Origin of the sequence: Pseudonocardia alaniniphila (genome assembly GCF_022524485.1) — a bacterium.
GTDB lineage: Bacteria > Actinomycetota > Actinomycetes > Mycobacteriales > Pseudonocardiaceae > Pseudonocardia > Pseudonocardia alaniniphila.
In genome coordinates, this window is sequence record NZ_JAKXMK010000043.1 from 80,441 (window position 1) to 94,572 (window position 14,132).

10 protein-coding genes are annotated in these 14,132 nt (G+C 72.0%); 4 read left to right on the top strand and 6 right to left on the bottom strand.

The features are described 5' to 3' along the window. Positions 1 to 346 precede the first annotated feature (346 nt). The gene (locus MMF94_RS37785; protein ID WP_241042280.1) at positions 347 to 1,681 is read left to right on the top strand and encodes a cytochrome P450; all 1,335 of its coding nucleotides are present in this window, start codon (positions 347 to 349) and stop codon (positions 1,679 to 1,681) included. 69 nt (positions 1,682 to 1,750) lie between these two features. Here the strand turns inward: MMF94_RS37785 and MMF94_RS37790 are convergent, their stop codons facing one another. Genes MMF94_RS37790 through MMF94_RS37800 form a run of 3 tightly spaced genes read right to left on the bottom strand, consistent with a single transcriptional unit; the run spans position 1,751 to position 7,019 of the window. Next, positions 1,751 to 3,751 carry a cytochrome c oxidase assembly protein gene (locus MMF94_RS37790; RefSeq protein WP_241042281.1) on the bottom strand — a complete coding sequence of 667 codons (2,001 nt, stop codon included), beginning with the start codon at positions 3,749 to 3,751 and terminating at the stop codon, positions 1,751 to 1,753. Positions 3,752 to 3,753: 2 nt separating this feature from the next. Next, on the bottom strand, positions 3,754 to 6,039 hold the full coding sequence (locus tag MMF94_RS37795; RefSeq protein ID WP_338104415.1) for a heavy metal translocating P-type ATPase: 2,286 nt from the start codon (positions 6,037 to 6,039) through the stop codon (positions 3,754 to 3,756). Continuing rightward, the gene (locus MMF94_RS37800; protein WP_241042282.1) at positions 6,036 to 7,019 is read right to left on the bottom strand and encodes a cytochrome c oxidase assembly protein; all 984 of its coding nucleotides are present in this window, start codon (positions 7,017 to 7,019) and stop codon (positions 6,036 to 6,038) included. The genes MMF94_RS37795 and MMF94_RS37800 overlap by 4 nt, the downstream gene beginning before the upstream one ends. Positions 7,020 to 7,317: 298 nt before the next feature. Here MMF94_RS37800 and MMF94_RS37805 point away from each other — a divergent pair, with 298 nt between their 5' ends. Genes MMF94_RS37805 through MMF94_RS37815 form a run of 3 tightly spaced genes read left to right on the top strand, consistent with a single transcriptional unit; the run spans position 7,318 to position 10,468 of the window. Further along, positions 7,318 to 7,992 (top strand): DUF5134 domain-containing protein, encoded by a 675-nt coding sequence (locus MMF94_RS37805; RefSeq protein ID WP_241042283.1) that lies wholly within the window; start codon positions 7,318 to 7,320, stop codon positions 7,990 to 7,992. 35 nt (positions 7,993 to 8,027) lie between these two features. After that, on the top strand, positions 8,028 to 8,792 hold the full coding sequence (locus MMF94_RS37810) for a YcnI family copper-binding membrane protein (RefSeq protein WP_241042284.1): 765 nt from the start codon (positions 8,028 to 8,030) through the stop codon (positions 8,790 to 8,792). A 14-nt stretch (positions 8,793 to 8,806) separates the two neighbouring features. Beyond that, positions 8,807 to 10,468, top strand: coding sequence for a copper resistance CopC/CopD family protein (locus MMF94_RS37815; RefSeq protein WP_241042285.1), 1,662 nt, complete (start codon positions 8,807 to 8,809; stop codon positions 10,466 to 10,468). A gap of 561 nt (positions 10,469 to 11,029) precedes the next feature. On the opposite strand, the gene zwf is transcribed toward MMF94_RS37815, so the two are convergent. The 3 genes from zwf to MMF94_RS37830 all read right to left on the bottom strand — a co-directional run. After that, positions 11,030 to 12,430, bottom strand: coding sequence for a glucose-6-phosphate dehydrogenase (zwf, locus tag MMF94_RS37820; protein ID WP_241042286.1), 1,401 nt, complete (start codon positions 12,428 to 12,430; stop codon positions 11,030 to 11,032). After that, the gene (gene gnd, locus MMF94_RS37825) at positions 12,427 to 13,446 is read right to left on the bottom strand and encodes a phosphogluconate dehydrogenase (NAD(+)-dependent, decarboxylating) (protein WP_241042287.1); all 1,020 of its coding nucleotides are present in this window, start codon (positions 13,444 to 13,446) and stop codon (positions 12,427 to 12,429) included. Before gnd ends, zwf begins: the two co-directional genes overlap by 4 nt. A 78-nt stretch (positions 13,447 to 13,524) precedes the next feature. Continuing rightward, on the bottom strand, positions 13,525 to 14,132 hold a 608-nt coding region (locus MMF94_RS37830; RefSeq protein ID WP_277398915.1), incomplete at its 5' end, for a transketolase-like TK C-terminal-containing protein.

The following is a 14,132-nucleotide window of genomic DNA, read 5'->3' on the forward strand; positions in this document are numbered from 1 at the left end:
GGTTGGCTCGGCCCACCTCTGCAGCTTCTGCTCGCGCCGGTTCGGGACTCACATTGACTTGCCGACCGCAGGTTGACGGACCTACTGTCGATACCGGATTTCGTCGAGCAAGCTCGAATTCTTGTAAGGTAGGAATCGTGACCGACGTGACGGGAACGACATATAGCTAGTACCCGCACAAGAGATCGGTTCAGTGACGGGAAAGGCATCGACTGCCGATCCTGCGCCCCGCCGCCCCGACGGCGTCCGGACTCACCGCGGCAGAGCAGCTGCGGGAATGGCGTGGCGGATCCGGGTCTGTGACCCCTGGTCGGTCTCCCCGGGAAAAACGAGACAGCGTCGAGTAGTGCGTATCCACGAGTTTTCCGGCGACGGACTGCACGACCTCGCCGGTGAGTTCGTCATGTCCCTGATCGTCCGGACTCATCCCGACCGCAGATTCAATTCAGACGAGGCGAAGGGGAGCCTGTTGCCTTCCACGATCGAGGTCCGCGACCTCGACCCGTTTTCTCTTGACATGATCCGCGACCCCTACCCGGCATACGAGGCCATCCGGGAGGCCGGGCCCGTGGTCCGTCTGGAGCGGTATGGAACATGGGCGAGTGCGAGATATGGAGCGATCCGCTCGATCCTGCTCGACTCGCCGAGCTTCTGCTCCGGAGCCGGGACCGGGTTCACGAACCTGAATGAGGAGAAGGGATGGCGCCCGCCGTCGCCCTTGCTCGAGGCCGATCCCCCCGAGCACTCTCGCACCCGCCGTGTGGTCGCGGGAGTGCTCTCAGCCGCGGCCGTCCAGCGCCTGGAGGAGACCGCTGCCGCGGTCGCAGACGAGATGGTCGCGCAGCTGCCGCAGGACGAGCCGTTCGACGCGATGGCCGACCTCGCGAGAGCGTTCCCGACGCGAGTCTTCGCCGACGCCGTAGGCCTCCCCACGCAGGGGCGGGAGAATCTGCACCCGTATGCGCGCGTGGTGTTCAACGCGAAGGGCCCGAGGGAGCGGGCGGACGGGTTGGGCAGCACCTTGTTCCAGGAGGCCATGGCGCAGGCCGGAGCCTCGCGTGAATGGGTCGAGCAGTACTGCCGCGCCGAGAACCTGGCTGCCGATGGCCTGGGCGCGCAGATCCATGAGCGGGCCGCAGCCGAGGGCTTCTCCTCCGACGTGGGCGGCCTGCTCGTGCGCTCGTTCCTCTCAGCGGGGATCGACACCACCGTCTACGCCCTGGGCAACGCGTTGTGGTGCCTGGCCGGCCACCCCGACCAGTACGCCGCGATGTGCTCGCAGCCCGACGGTTCGCGAGCGGCCTTCGAGGAGACACTGCGCTTCGAGTCGGCCGACCAGTGGATCTTCCGGACCACCGCCCGAGAGGTCGAGCTCGACGGCGTCGCCCTCGGCGAGGGGGAGAAGGTCATGTTGTTGCTCGCCGGCGCCAACCGCGACCCGCGCCAGTGGACCGACCCGGACGTCTACGACGTCACCCGGCGGAGCACCGGGCACCTCACCTTCGGCTACGGAATCCACGCCTGCCTGGGCATGGCGTTCGCCCGGATGGAAGGCCAGGCCGTGCTGTCCGCACTCGCCCGGCGCGCACGCCGGATCGTGCCTGCCGGACAGCCCCGCAGGGCACTCGTCAACTCGCTGCGCGGCTTCGAGACGCTGCCGCTGCGCCTCATCGCGGGCTGACCTCCCTCATCTGCCCCGCACTCCGGCCCCGAGCAGCTGGAGAGGGCCCTTGCGGGGTTCTCGTGCGCGTCAGCCGGGTTCGCGGGCCACGAACCGCTCCAGCCGCCGTGGCCGCAACCCGTCCGGGTAGGACGTCTCGGCCTCCGTGCGGGGAGCGCGGTCGTCGCTGGCCCAGCGGGCGACGAGAGCGAGCACCGCGAGGATCACCGGGAGCTCCCCGAGCGCCCATGCCAGCACCGCGCCGAGCCGCTGGTCGGCGAGCAGGTCCGGGACGTACGGCAGTTGCAGCGCGCCGTAGAAGCCGCCGGCCACGGGCGTGGACAGGCCGAGCAACCACACCGAGAACCCGGCGTGCAGCGCCATCACCGCGAACACCATGACGATGCGCGCGATCGCCGGGAGAGCCCGGCTGGGCAGGCTGCGGCCGAGGACGGGCCAGAACAGTGCGAGGCCGGTGGCGAAGAACGCGACGTTCATCGCGAGGTGCGCCCAGTGCTCCTGCACGATCGCGGCGTACAACCCGGTGGGGTAGAGCCCGAAGAGCGTGGCCGCGACCGCCAGCCAGCCGACCACGGGGTGGCGGACGAAGCGGACCCCCGGACTGTCGAGGATCCCGAGGAGACGGGCGGCCGGGCCGGGCTCTGCCACCCGCAGGGCGAGGGTCACGCCGTGGCCGAGGACGAGCAGCACCGGCGCGAGGGTGGCGAGCAGCATGTGCTGCACCATGTGGACGCTGAACACGGCCGCGCCGTACGTGGCGATGCCTGAGCAGGTGACGATCAGCACGGTGGCACAGCCGGCCAGCCACGCGACCGTGCGCCCGGCCGGCCAGTCGCCGCCTGCACGGCGCAGCCGGCGCACCCCGATCAGGTAGCTGACCGCCCCGAGCACGGCCAGCGGGCCGAACACCAGGTCCGGCCGCCAGCGCACGGCGAGATCGACCGCGGTGAGGTGTGCCGGGAGGTCGTAACCGATCAGGTAGACGTACCGGGTGGCCTCGTAGCCGGTCTCGCTCGGCGGCGGTACCCGCGTCAACGCCGTGCCGGTCGCGAACGCGAGTGCGAGCAGCACCAGTTCCACGGCGACGACCCGTAGCGCCGCCCCCCGCCCGGCGATCCCCGGCCCGACCGCGCCGAGCCGGTGTGTGGCGAGAGCCAGCAGCGGCACCGCCAGCACTCCGACCAGGGCCAGCCACCCGTACCCGCTCGTGAACACGTCGGACGGGGCGAGCGCGTACGCGGCCGACACGACGCCGGATGCGGCGACCACGACGAGCGCACCGTGGGCGACGGTGCGATGGCGGCGCAGCACGACGTCGGCGGCCGGACCGCGCCGCGCAAGGTGCACCGCGGTGGCGGCTGTACTGCCCAGCCACAGCACGGCGGCGAGCACATGGAGGGTGACCGCGTCGCCCGCGATGTCGTGGGAACGCTCGGCGTTCGTGGCGGCCGTCAGGGTGACGGGCAGCAGCGCGGCCATGGCCAGCACGAACAGCCCCACGGCGCTGCGCCACGACAGCGCGAGGGCCGCGAGCACCGCGACGGCGAGCGCGGCGAGCGCCGAGACCGCCCAGCCGCCCGCCTGCTGGATCTGATCGACGCCGACGACGAGCACGTCGAGACGGCCTGCCAGCGTCGCCGGTGGGACGCCACTGTTCTCCGCGACGAGCAACCCCGTGACGACGGCCGACGCCACGGCCTGCACGAGCGCCCAGCGTGCCGCGGCCCGCAGGCCCGCGTAGCCGCTGGGCGAGACGACACCGTGCACGTCCCCGGGGGCCAGCACCGCCGCGAGCAGCAGGTTCCCGATGCTCAGTGCGGCCGCGCCCACCGCGACGACCCGGGCGGCGGGTAGCCCCGCGTCCACGATCGGGCCCAGGTCCTGCAGCCCGTACTGCACGGCGACGCTGGGAGCGAGCGCAGCGAGCAGCGCGCCGGTGAGCACGGCCGAGACCGCCACCCCGAGGATCAGAGCCGCCCGCATGGACCCGCCCGGCATCGCCGTGCCGTGCCGATCCGGGGTGATCACGCCGGGCCGATCCCGCGTCGTCACGCGATGCCGGTCGGACATCGTCACAGCGTGCCGCCCGCCGTGGGCCGGAAGTGCCGCAGACGCAGGCTGTGCGACACGACGAACACCGACGACAGGGCCATCGCCGCAGCGGCGATGAGCGGACTGACCAGGCCCACCACCGCCAGCGGCAGAGCGGCGGTGTTGTACCCGAAAGCCCACCAGAGGTTGCCGCGGATGGTGCGGTGGGTGCGGCGGGCGAGTTCCACGGCGTCGGCGACGACGAGCAGGTCCTCGCGGCCGAGGACGATGTCGGCGGCCTCGATCGCGGCGTCGGTGCCGTCGCCAACGGCCATGCCGAGGTCGGCCGCCGCGAGCGCCGCGGCGTCGTTGACGCCGTCGCCGACGACGGCGACGCTCCGGCCCTGCTCCTGGAGCTTCCGGATCACCTCGACCTTGCCCTCGGGCAGAGCCTCGGCGACCACGTCGTCGATGCCCACCTCGGCGGCGACGGTGGCCGCCGTGCGGGCGTTGTCCCCGGTGACGAGGACCGGGTGCAGCCCCAGCCGCCGCAGCGCGGCGACCGCGGCCACGCTCGTCGACCGCAGCGTGTCGGCCACGGCGAGCAGGCCCTGCGCCGCGTCGCCCCAGCCGACCAGGACGACGGTGACGCCGCGCGTCTCGAGTTCGTCGCGGGCGGCCTCCATGTCCTCCGGCACCCGCAGGCCGTGCTCGGCGAACTGCTTCGCCCGGCCGACGACCACCCGCTCGCCGTCGACGAGGCCGTGAGCGCCCAGACCCGGCTGGGCCGCGAACTCGGTGACGGCGGGAAGGGTCCCGAGCTCGGCGGTGGCCGCCGTGGTGACCGCCGCCGCGATGGGATGCTCCGACGCGGCCTCGACCGCGCCCGCCATGGCGAGCAGCCGCGAGCGCGTGACGCCGGGTGCGGTGCGGACGTCGACGAGCCGCATGCGCCCCTCGGTCAGGGTGCCGGTCTTGTCGAGGACGATCGTGTCCACGGCTCGGGTGGCCTCCAGCGCGTGCGGGCCCTTGATGAACACGCCGAGCTGGGCGCCACGGCCGGTGCCGACCAGCACCGCGGTGGGCGTGGCGAGGCCCAGCGCGCAGGGGCAGGCCACGACGAGCACGGACACCGCCGCGGTGACCGCCAGCCCGACCGGGTGCCCGGTGAGGAGCCAGCCGATCAGGGTGAGCACGGCGAGGGCCAGCACCGCGGGCACGAACACCCCGGCCACGCGGTCGGCCAGCCGCTGCGCGCCCGCCTTGCCCTCCTGCGCCCGCTGGACGAGCCGCGCCATCCGCGCAAGCTGGGTGTCGGCCCCGACCCGGGTGGCCCGCAGCACGAGCCGTCCGCCGGAGTTCACCGCGCCGCCGACGACGGCGGTGCCGGGGACGACCTCCTGTGGCACGGGCTCGCCGGTGACCATGCTGAGGTCGAGGGCCGAGCTGCCGTCGATCACGACGGCGTCGGTGGCGACGATCTCGCCCGGCCGGAGGGTGAACGTGTCGCCCACCTCCAGCTGCGACACGGGGATACGCCGCACCTCGCCGTCGCGCAGCACCTCGACGTCCTTGGCGCCCATCGCCAGCAGCGCCCGCAGCGCGGAGCCGGCAGACCGCTTCGCCCGCGCCTCGAAGTAGCGGCCCGCGAGCAGGAAGGTGGTGACTCCCGCGGCGACGTCGAGGTAGAGGGCGTGGTCGCTGCCCGACAGCACGGACAGGCCCTGGCCCAGGCCGGGCGTGACGTCGCGGTCGGCGATCATGACCCAGAGCGACCACACGGAGGCGGCGAGGATCCCGACCGAGACGAGGGTGTCCATCGAGGCCGCGCCGTGGCGTGCCCCGGCCAGCGCTGCCCGGTGGAAGGGCAGTGCGCACCACGCGACCACGGGGGCGGCCAGCACGAGCAGCACCCACTGCCAGCCCGGGAAGCGCAGCTCGCCGAACAGCGACAGGGCCAGCGACATGTCGCAGATCGGTACGGCCAGCACAGCGGCCACCGCGAGCCGACGTCGCAGGTCGGCGACCCGGCGCTCGTGGTCGCTGTCGTCGTCGCCCGCGGCGGCGACGTCATCGATCCGCCGTGCGGTGTACCCGGCCCGCTCCACCTGCTCCACCAGCGTGCGCGGGTCGACGCCGTCCCGGCACAGCACGCGCGCCCGCTCGGTGGCGTAGTTGACGGTGGCCTGCACGGCGTCGAGCTTGTTGAGCCGGCGCTCGACGCGGGCGGCGCAGGCCGCGCACGTCATCCCGCCGACGAGAATCTCGTACTGCCGCAGTTCGCCGACCTGGTCGGCGGCGACCTCGGCTGCTGCGTCCGCCGTCACGGCCGGTCTCCCTTGTCTCCGGAGGTGCGTGCGTGCAGGGCCGCCAGCGCCTCGTTGTAGGCCCGCAGCGCGCTCTCGTCGTCGTCCACGTGGTCGACGTCGGTTGCCGCGGTGCCGAGCAGCGTGCGGTGCCGCACGCCCTCGATCCAGGTGCCGAAGCCCTGGTCCTGGTCGCGGGCCCGGCCCCAGCGCACCGCGATCGCGATCATCAGTACGAGCATCAGGACGTCGCCGCCGAACCACATGATCGCGCCGGCGACCTCCTGGTCGGCCAGGGCACTCGGTCCCCACCCCGGGTGGGCGGCCGCATAGGCGCTCGCGAGGGGCCGCGGGGTCAGCATCAGGACCACGCCGGTGAGCGTGTCGACGCCCATGCTCAACGCCAGCAGCACGAACCGCAGAAGGTGCGGCGGCGACCACGGGCTCATCTCCGAGCCCGCGAGCGGCAGGAACAGCAGGTAGCCGCTGACCAGGTAGAGAACGAGCTCGACCGCCCGGATCGGGGGCTGGGTGGCCGAGATCTGCTGGAAGCCGGTGAGGTGGGTCAGGATGACCACGGCCGCGTAGAGCCCGAGGCCGAGGAGCGGCGCGGTCAGCCAGCGCGCGACCCGGCTGCCGACCACGCGATCCACGGCGGCGCGTGCACGGGGGCCTCCCGCCGTGTGCACGAGGCGCCACGGCTGGGCCCAGACGAGCAGCACCGGCGCGACCATGATCAGCATCAGGTGCTGCACCATGTGCACCCAGAACAGCACGTCGGAGAAGGCCGCCACCGGGCCGTCCAGCGCCACCACGAGCGCGGCGACGGCGACGAGGAACGCGGCCGTGCGCGGCCACGGCCAGCCGGGGCCGGCCCCGGAACCGCAGCGGCGCACGAGCAGCAGGTAGCCCACCGTCGCGAGCGCGAGGAGCAGGTCGACCACGGGGGAGAACCGCCAGAGCGCCAGTGCCGCCCCCCAGCTCGGCGCATCGTCGATCACGGTCGTGCCCCACCTCCGCCCTCGGGTCGTGGCGCGCTGGTACACGCGTCGACATCCATAGTCGTCGCCGCGACCCGCTTGGTTCCCGGAGCCGGTGCTCGTCACATCTGTCGCACGTCACATAACGACCCCCTGCCATGTCATAGACGCATAAGGCTGTTCGGCGGCCCGCGGAACAGCGACACGTGTCCATGTCGTGGAGCTCGGGATGTGTGACGTGGCCCATTGCGCGGAACCGCGCGGGTACGACCGCGGACCAGTAGAGCGGCATGTTCGGGGGAGGGGAGCAGCCAGAGTGATGACCGACCAGGTTTCCCGGTGGATTCTGTCGGCGGCATTCGCCGTCGCCGCCGGGTACTACATCGCTCGTGTGGCCGGGCAGTGGAGGCCTCGGCCCCGGTGGGGGTCCACCCTCGGCGCGGGCCTGCACGCGCTCATGGGAATCGCGATGATCGCGATGCTCTGGAGCGTGGCGGTTCCGATCATGCTGTACGTGACGGTCTTCACCGGCGCGATGTTGTGGTTCATCGCGGAGGCACTGTTCGCACGCCCGGCGACCGGAGGGCCGGTCGTGATCGGCCACGACGCCTGGTACCACGCGATGATGATGGGATCCATGGTCTGGATGGGCGTGGTGATGTCCACCATGCCGCCCCCGGCGTCCGCGTTTTCCGAATCGGGCCAGATGTCGTCCGGCGAGATGGCCTCGATGGCGGGAATGAGCATGTCGGGAATGAGCATGTCGGCCCCGGCCCCGGTTGGAATGGATGCGATGTCCGGGCTCCCGATGTGGACCAGGCCGCCGTGTGTCCTGCTCGCGGTCGTGTTCTGTGCCGCGGCGATTCGACTGGTGGCGCACGAACTGCGTCCCGTCCTTTTCCGCCGAGCGCGAACCGGCACGTCGATGACGGCCGCGGTGATCGGCGGCCTGATGGCGGCCGCGATGGCGGTGACGTTCGCCGAGATGGCGTAACCGTCCGCGGCGGACCGGAACGAGAGGTGAGGGAATTGAGTGACACGGCGGTCGGAGTCGAGGTCCGGAAGCGCCGGTGGGCGCTTCGGGCGGGTCTCGCCGGGCTCGGAGCGGTGGTGGCCACCCTGGCCTTCGCCGTGCCGGCATCGGCGCACGTGAAGGTGTCCGGCACCGACGCGGTCCAGGCCGGCTCCGGGGTGGTGACCTTCCGGGTGCCCACCGAGTCGGCCACCGCGTCGACCACCGGGCTGCAGATCACCTTCCCCGCGAACACGCCGTTCACCTCGGTGGACACCCAGCCGAAGGCGGGCTGGACCGCGACGGTCGAGAAGAAGCCGCTCGCCCATCCGGAGCCGGGCGAGGACGGGTCGACGATCACCCAGTACGTCTCGCAGGTCGACTTCAAAGCAACGAGCCCCGCGTCGGCCATCCCGCCGGGACAGTTCGACATGTTCAACCTGTCGGTGGGCCCGTTTCCCAAGGCGTCCACCGTGTCGTTCGGGGCGCTGCAGACCTACAGCGACGGCACCACGGTGAACTGGGACGAACAGTCGGCCGACGGAACCACCGAACCGGCCCACCCGGCGCCGGTGCTGACGCTCTCGCCCGGCGGGTCCGGCATGTCCGCCGCGGGCGTGAGCACGGCCGGGGTGACCACCGGGACGACCGGGCAGGAGAGCTCGTCGGGAAGTTCGTGGACGGGCATCGCGGGCCTGGTCCTCGGCATCGTCGCCCTGGTGATCAGCGCCGCCGCCCTGGCGCTCGCCCTGACCAGGCGTAGGACCACGGCGGGGTCGTGATCCGGGCGCCCCGCGTGGGCTCGAGGCTGCGCACCCTGGCCCTCGCCACGCTGCTGTCCGTCGTCGCTCTCGTCGGGCTGGCGGGTCCGGCGAGCGCGCATGCGGTGCTCGACGGCAGCTCACCCCAGGACGGCGCCAGGGTCGACAGCGAGCCGTCCGAGGTGTCGCTGACGTTCGACGAGGCCGTCCAGCCCATCCCGGCGTCCGACGAGGTCATCTCCAGTACCGGGGAGCGGGTCGACACCGGGCAGCTGCGACAGTCCGCCGACGGCACGACGATCATGCTGCCGCTCCGGCCGGGCCTGCCCGCCGGGACGTACTCCGCGACCTGGCGCGTGGTGTCGGCGGACACGCACATCGTCGGCGGCTCCATCACCTTCGGCATCGGCGTGGACCCCTCGGCCGCGCCCGCACCGCCGCCGGACCGCACGCGCTCACTGGACGTCACCACCGACGTGGCGCAGGGCCTGCTCTACCTGGGGATCGTCCTGTTGATCGGGGTCGGCGCCGCGGCGGCGTGGTTGTGGCCATGGGTGATCACCGCGCGCCGCACGCGCCTGACCTTGTGGTGCGGGTGGCTGCTGATGGTGGTGGGCACCCTGGTCGCGTTCGTCCTCCAAGGGGCACGGGCGGAGGACGGCAGCTGGCCCGCGGTGCTCCGGCTGGCAGGCGCCGGCGAGACGCTGGGCAGTGCCTTCGGGCAGGAGCTGATCGCCCGGCTGGCGCTGCTCCTCCTGGTGATCCCCCTGCTGACCAGCGCCTCGCTGGCTCGACTGCGCCGCCTCGGGCACGCCGTGACCGGCGCGGTGGCGGCGCTGGCGCTCCTGGTCACCGTCGCGTTGACCGGGCACGAATCCGTCGGTCCCGACGTCCCGCTCGCGTTGATCGCAGCGATCCTGCATCTGGCCGCGATGGCGATCTGGCTGGGTGGCCTCGCGGTCCTCGTCACGGTCGTGGTGCCGTTCGCCCGGCGGGGCGGGCATGAGCTCCACTCCGCCGTGATCAAACGCTGGTCCTACATCGCCTACAGCTGCGTCGCGTGCCTGGTGGTGACCGGAGAGTTCCAGGCCTCGCGCCAGGTCGAACCCGTACAGGCGCTGTGGTCCACCGGCTACGGCGCCGTGCTGCTGATCAAGCTCGGTGTCATCGCCGCGATGCTCGTCGCCGCCGTTCTGGCACAGCGCCGCGTTCTGGCCACCGCCGCGAACGGCACGGGCGACGAGCGCTTCGCCGGTGGCGACGTGCTCACCGTCCTCCGGCGCAGCGTGCGCATCGAGGCCGCCCTCGCCGTCGTCGTGCTGGCCGTCACCGCGGTGCTCGTGTCGCAGCCCCCGGCCTCCACCACCTACGGGCCGCCGGTCGACGTGGACGCACCCCTTGGCGCGGACGTCGTGCACGTTCATGTCGACGACACGCGGCGGGGCAGGCAGGACCTCGAACTCGACGTCACCGACGCCGCCGGCAGGCCGGTCCCGGTACAGGCGATCACCGCGAACCTGTCCACCGCGAGCGTCGCAGCCCTGGGCGTCAGGCTGGTGAACGACCCAGGTGACACGTCGCGGTGGCACAGCACGAACACCGTCGTGCCGCTTCCGGGGATCTGGACCCTCACACTCGACGTGACGGTGGACCCGACGCAGGCCTACGCGACAGCGGCGCGATACCGGGTGTGGTAGCCGCACCGAGCGGGGCCGGTCTCATCCGTCGAGCCGCGGCTCGATCGCCCACCCCGATCTGTTGGCCCGAGCCGCCGAATCACGATGACGCTGGTCGACGATGCCCCGCAGTCGGGCCATCGTGGCCGGGTCGTCGACTCGGCGGCATGTGCAGTCAGTGGGAATGAACCATCCACATCGTCCGCAGATCATCGCGTTCTCCTTCAAGTGACGAGAAGGGCACGTGTGCAGTTTCGTGGGGTCAACCTCCGGTCGCGCCCGTGTCGGTCCCCGGTCACATCCCCGGGCAATCCACACAAGCGGCGCAGGGGAGGTGCGATCGGCGCGAATCGGTGCCGATGCGCCGGGCACTCACCCCGGAGCGAATCGCCATGAATGAGATGACGTCCGGGAAGCCCAAGGCGGTTCATGAGCGCTGCTGCGTGTGCGACGTGGTGCTCAGCGTTGCGAAGGTGCGCGGACGCGGATGGGCACGCGTGCACCGGTGAATGCGGGTGCGGATCAGGCGGTCGATCGTGTCCCGATAGGCGCTCTCAGGTCGTCGGTGCTGCCGGCAGCCGGTCACGAACCAGCATCGGTGGGGCCCCACGTGCCGGGGGCGTACGGCAGGGGCGCCGTGCCCACGTCCAGGATCGGTCCGACGATCCGCCAGGCCTGCTCCAGGTTGTCCAGCCGGGCGAAGTGCGCGGGATTTCCGGCCAGCGCGTCGTCGAAGACCCGCTCGTAGGGCGCGTGGACCGGGCCGAGCACCTGGCGGAAGTCCACCGACACGGGCAGCTCGGTCGCCACGTCGTCGCCGCCGGGCCGCTTCGCGAGGACGTGGAAGGTGACACCGGCGTCGGGCTGCAGGCACAGCCGGATCCGGTTGGGCGGCGGCGGCCCGTCCGTCCCGGTGAACAACATCCGTGGCGGCCGGCGGAGGACCAGGACGACGTCCACCACAGTGCGTGGCAGCGCCTTGCCCGCCCGGATGTGCACGGGCACGCCGCTCCAGCGCCAGTTGTCGATGTGCAGGGTCAGTGCCACGTAGGTCTCGGTCGTCGAGCCCGCCTCGACACCGGCTGCCTCCTGGTAGCCGATGTACTGCCCGCGTACGACCTCGGCCGGGTCCACGGGACGTACGGCACGCAGGAGGTGGTTCTTGGCGTCGTGCTGGTCGTGGGCTGCGTCGGTGTGCGGGGCGTCCATCGTCAGGTAGGCGAGCACCTGGAGCAGGTGGTTCTGCACGACGTCGCGGACCGCGCCCACCGAGTCGTAGAACGAGCCCCGCTCGGCGACGTCGAAGTCCTCGGCCATCGTGATCTCGATGCGCTCCACCCACGTGCGGTTCCAGATCGGTTCGAGCAGGGTGTTGGCGAACCGGAGCACCAGCAGGTCCTCGACCGGTTCCTTGCCCAGGTAGTGGTCCACGCGGAAGATCCGCTCGTCCGCGAAGTGGCGGCGCAACAGCGCGTCGAGCGTCCGGGCGGAGTCGAGGTCGCGGCCGAACGGCTTCTCCACCACGAGCCGCGAGAACTCGTGCAGCCCCACCGCGGCCAACCCGTCCGCGACGACGCCGAACAGGCCCGGCGGCACGGCCAGGTAGTGCACGGCGAACGCGCTTTGCCCCGCGTGCCTGTGCACCGCGTACGCGAGCCGTTCGAACGTCAGTGGGTCCCCGTAGTCGCCCGACACGAGGTGCACCAGACCCTGCAGCCGTCGCAGCGCTGCCGGCTCGACGTCGTCCAGTGCTGCCTCGACGCTGTGGCCGACGTGTTCGCGCAGCTTCTCGGTGTTCCAGTCGGTGCGGGCCACGCCGATCACGGGCACGGTGAGCTCACCGCGCTCGACGAGCCGGTAGAGCGCGGGAAGGATCATCTTGCGGGCGAGGTCACCGGTGACTCCGAAGAGCACCAGGACGTCCGCCCGGGGGCCGGGGTGCCACGCGGCGAGACCGGTCGCCGCGGGGTCGGCGGCCGTCATCCGGCGCTCCTCTCGATGTGTCCGCCGAACTCCCTGCGCTGCGCCGACTGCACCTTGTCGGCGAAGATCTCGCCCCCGCGGGAGGCGAACCGGCTGTAGAGCGCGGCGGTGAGCAACGGGGCGGGTACGCCCTCCTCGATCGCCGCGATGGACGTCCATCGGCCCTCGCCGGAGTCGGAGATGCGCCCGGTGAACTGCTCCAGGTCGGGGTCGGCGAGCAGCGCCTGCGCGGTGAGGTCGAGCAGCCACGAGCCGATCACGCTGCCGCGGCGCCACACCTCGGCGACCTCGGCGAGGTCGATCGCGTCGAACGGGTAGTACTGCGGCTCGCGCAGCGGCGCGGTCTCCGCGTCCGCCCGGGTGTCGCGGCGGCCCACGCCGGCGCCGCGGATGACGTTCAGACCCTCCGCGTAGGCCGCCATCAGGACGTACTCCACGCCGTTGTGCACCATCTTCACGAAGTGGCCCGCTCCCGGAGGGCCGCAGTGCAGGTAGCCCTGTTCGGACTGCGACACCGCGCCGTATCTGCCGGGCGTGCGGGCCGCCGCATCCACACCCGGCGCCAGCGAGGCGAACACGGGATCGAGCCGTGCGACCGCGCGGTCCGGCCCGCCGATCATGAGGCAGTAGCCGCGATCGAGCCCCCACACCCCGCCGCTCGTGCCGCAGTCGACGTAGTCCACGTCGTGGACGGCCGCGGCTTGCGCCCGGTCGATGTCGTCGCGGTAGGAGGAGTTGCCGCCGTCGACGATCGCGTCGCCGGGTTCCAGCATGTCGAGCAGTCTCCGGACCGTGCCCCCGGTGATCGCCGCCGGAAGCATCAGCCAGACGGTGCGGGGTGCCTCGAGCCGGGACACGAGGTTCTCGAGTGACGACGCCGCCTGCGCACCCTCACCGGCCAGCGCGTCGACGGCGTCGGCCGAGATGTCGTGAACGACGCACTCGTGCCCGTCGCGGAGCAATCGGCGCACCATGTTGGCGCCCATCCGCCCCAAGCCGACCATCGCTATCTTCATGCTCGGTTCTGCTCCATTTCTCGATCTGCTGCATCGTCATCCGTCGGGTCTCTCCCGGTGCCCGGCCGGGTACGGGAATCAGGCCCGGCCCAGGGAGCGGCGTGCGGCGTCGACGACCGCCTCGGCGGTGATCCCGAACTCGCGGAAGAGCGTCCTGTAGTCGGCGCTCGCCCCGTAGTGCTCGATGGAGATGCACTCACCGATGTCGCCGGTGAACCGGTGCCAGGGCTGCGCGATTCCTGCCTCGACCGAGACCCTGGCCCGGACGGCGGCCGGTAGCACGGACCGGCGATAGGCCTCGTCCTGCTCGTCGAACCATTCGACGCAGGGCATCGAGACGACCCGGGTGGGTACGCCGTCGGTTTCGAGCATCGTTCGGGCGTCCACCGCGATCTGCACCTCGGACCCGGTGGCCACGATGATCACCTGCGGTTGGCCGGTGGATGCCTCGGCCAGCACGTATCCGCCGCGGGCGACGCCGTCGTAGGAGGTGCCCTCCAGCACGGGCAGGTTCTGACGCGTGAGGGCGAGGCCCGTGGGGCCTTCGGCCCGTTCGAGGGTGGCGCGCCAGGCGTGGGCGGTCTCGTTGGCGTCGCCGGGGCGGACGAACGAGAGGCCGGGGATGGCGCGCAGGGCGGCGTAGTGCTCGATGGGTTGGTGGGTGGGGCCGTCTTCGCCGAGGCCGA

Bases quoted from the DNA above. Each gene is read 5' to 3' on its own strand.
- MMF94_RS37790 (WP_241042281.1), bottom strand. From the start codon at position 3,751: ATGTCCGACCGGCATCGCGTGACGACGCGGGATCGGCCCGGCGTGATC.
- MMF94_RS37805 (WP_241042283.1), top strand. From the start codon at position 7,318: ATGACCGACCAGGTTTCCCGGTGGATTCTGTCGGCGGCATTCGCCGTC.
- zwf (WP_241042286.1), bottom strand. From the start codon at position 12,430: ATGACGGCCGCCGACCCCGCGGCGACCGGTCTCGCCGCGTGGCACCCC.
- gnd (WP_241042287.1), bottom strand. From the start codon at position 13,446: ATGAAGATAGCGATGGTCGGCTTGGGGCGGATGGGCGCCAACATGGTG.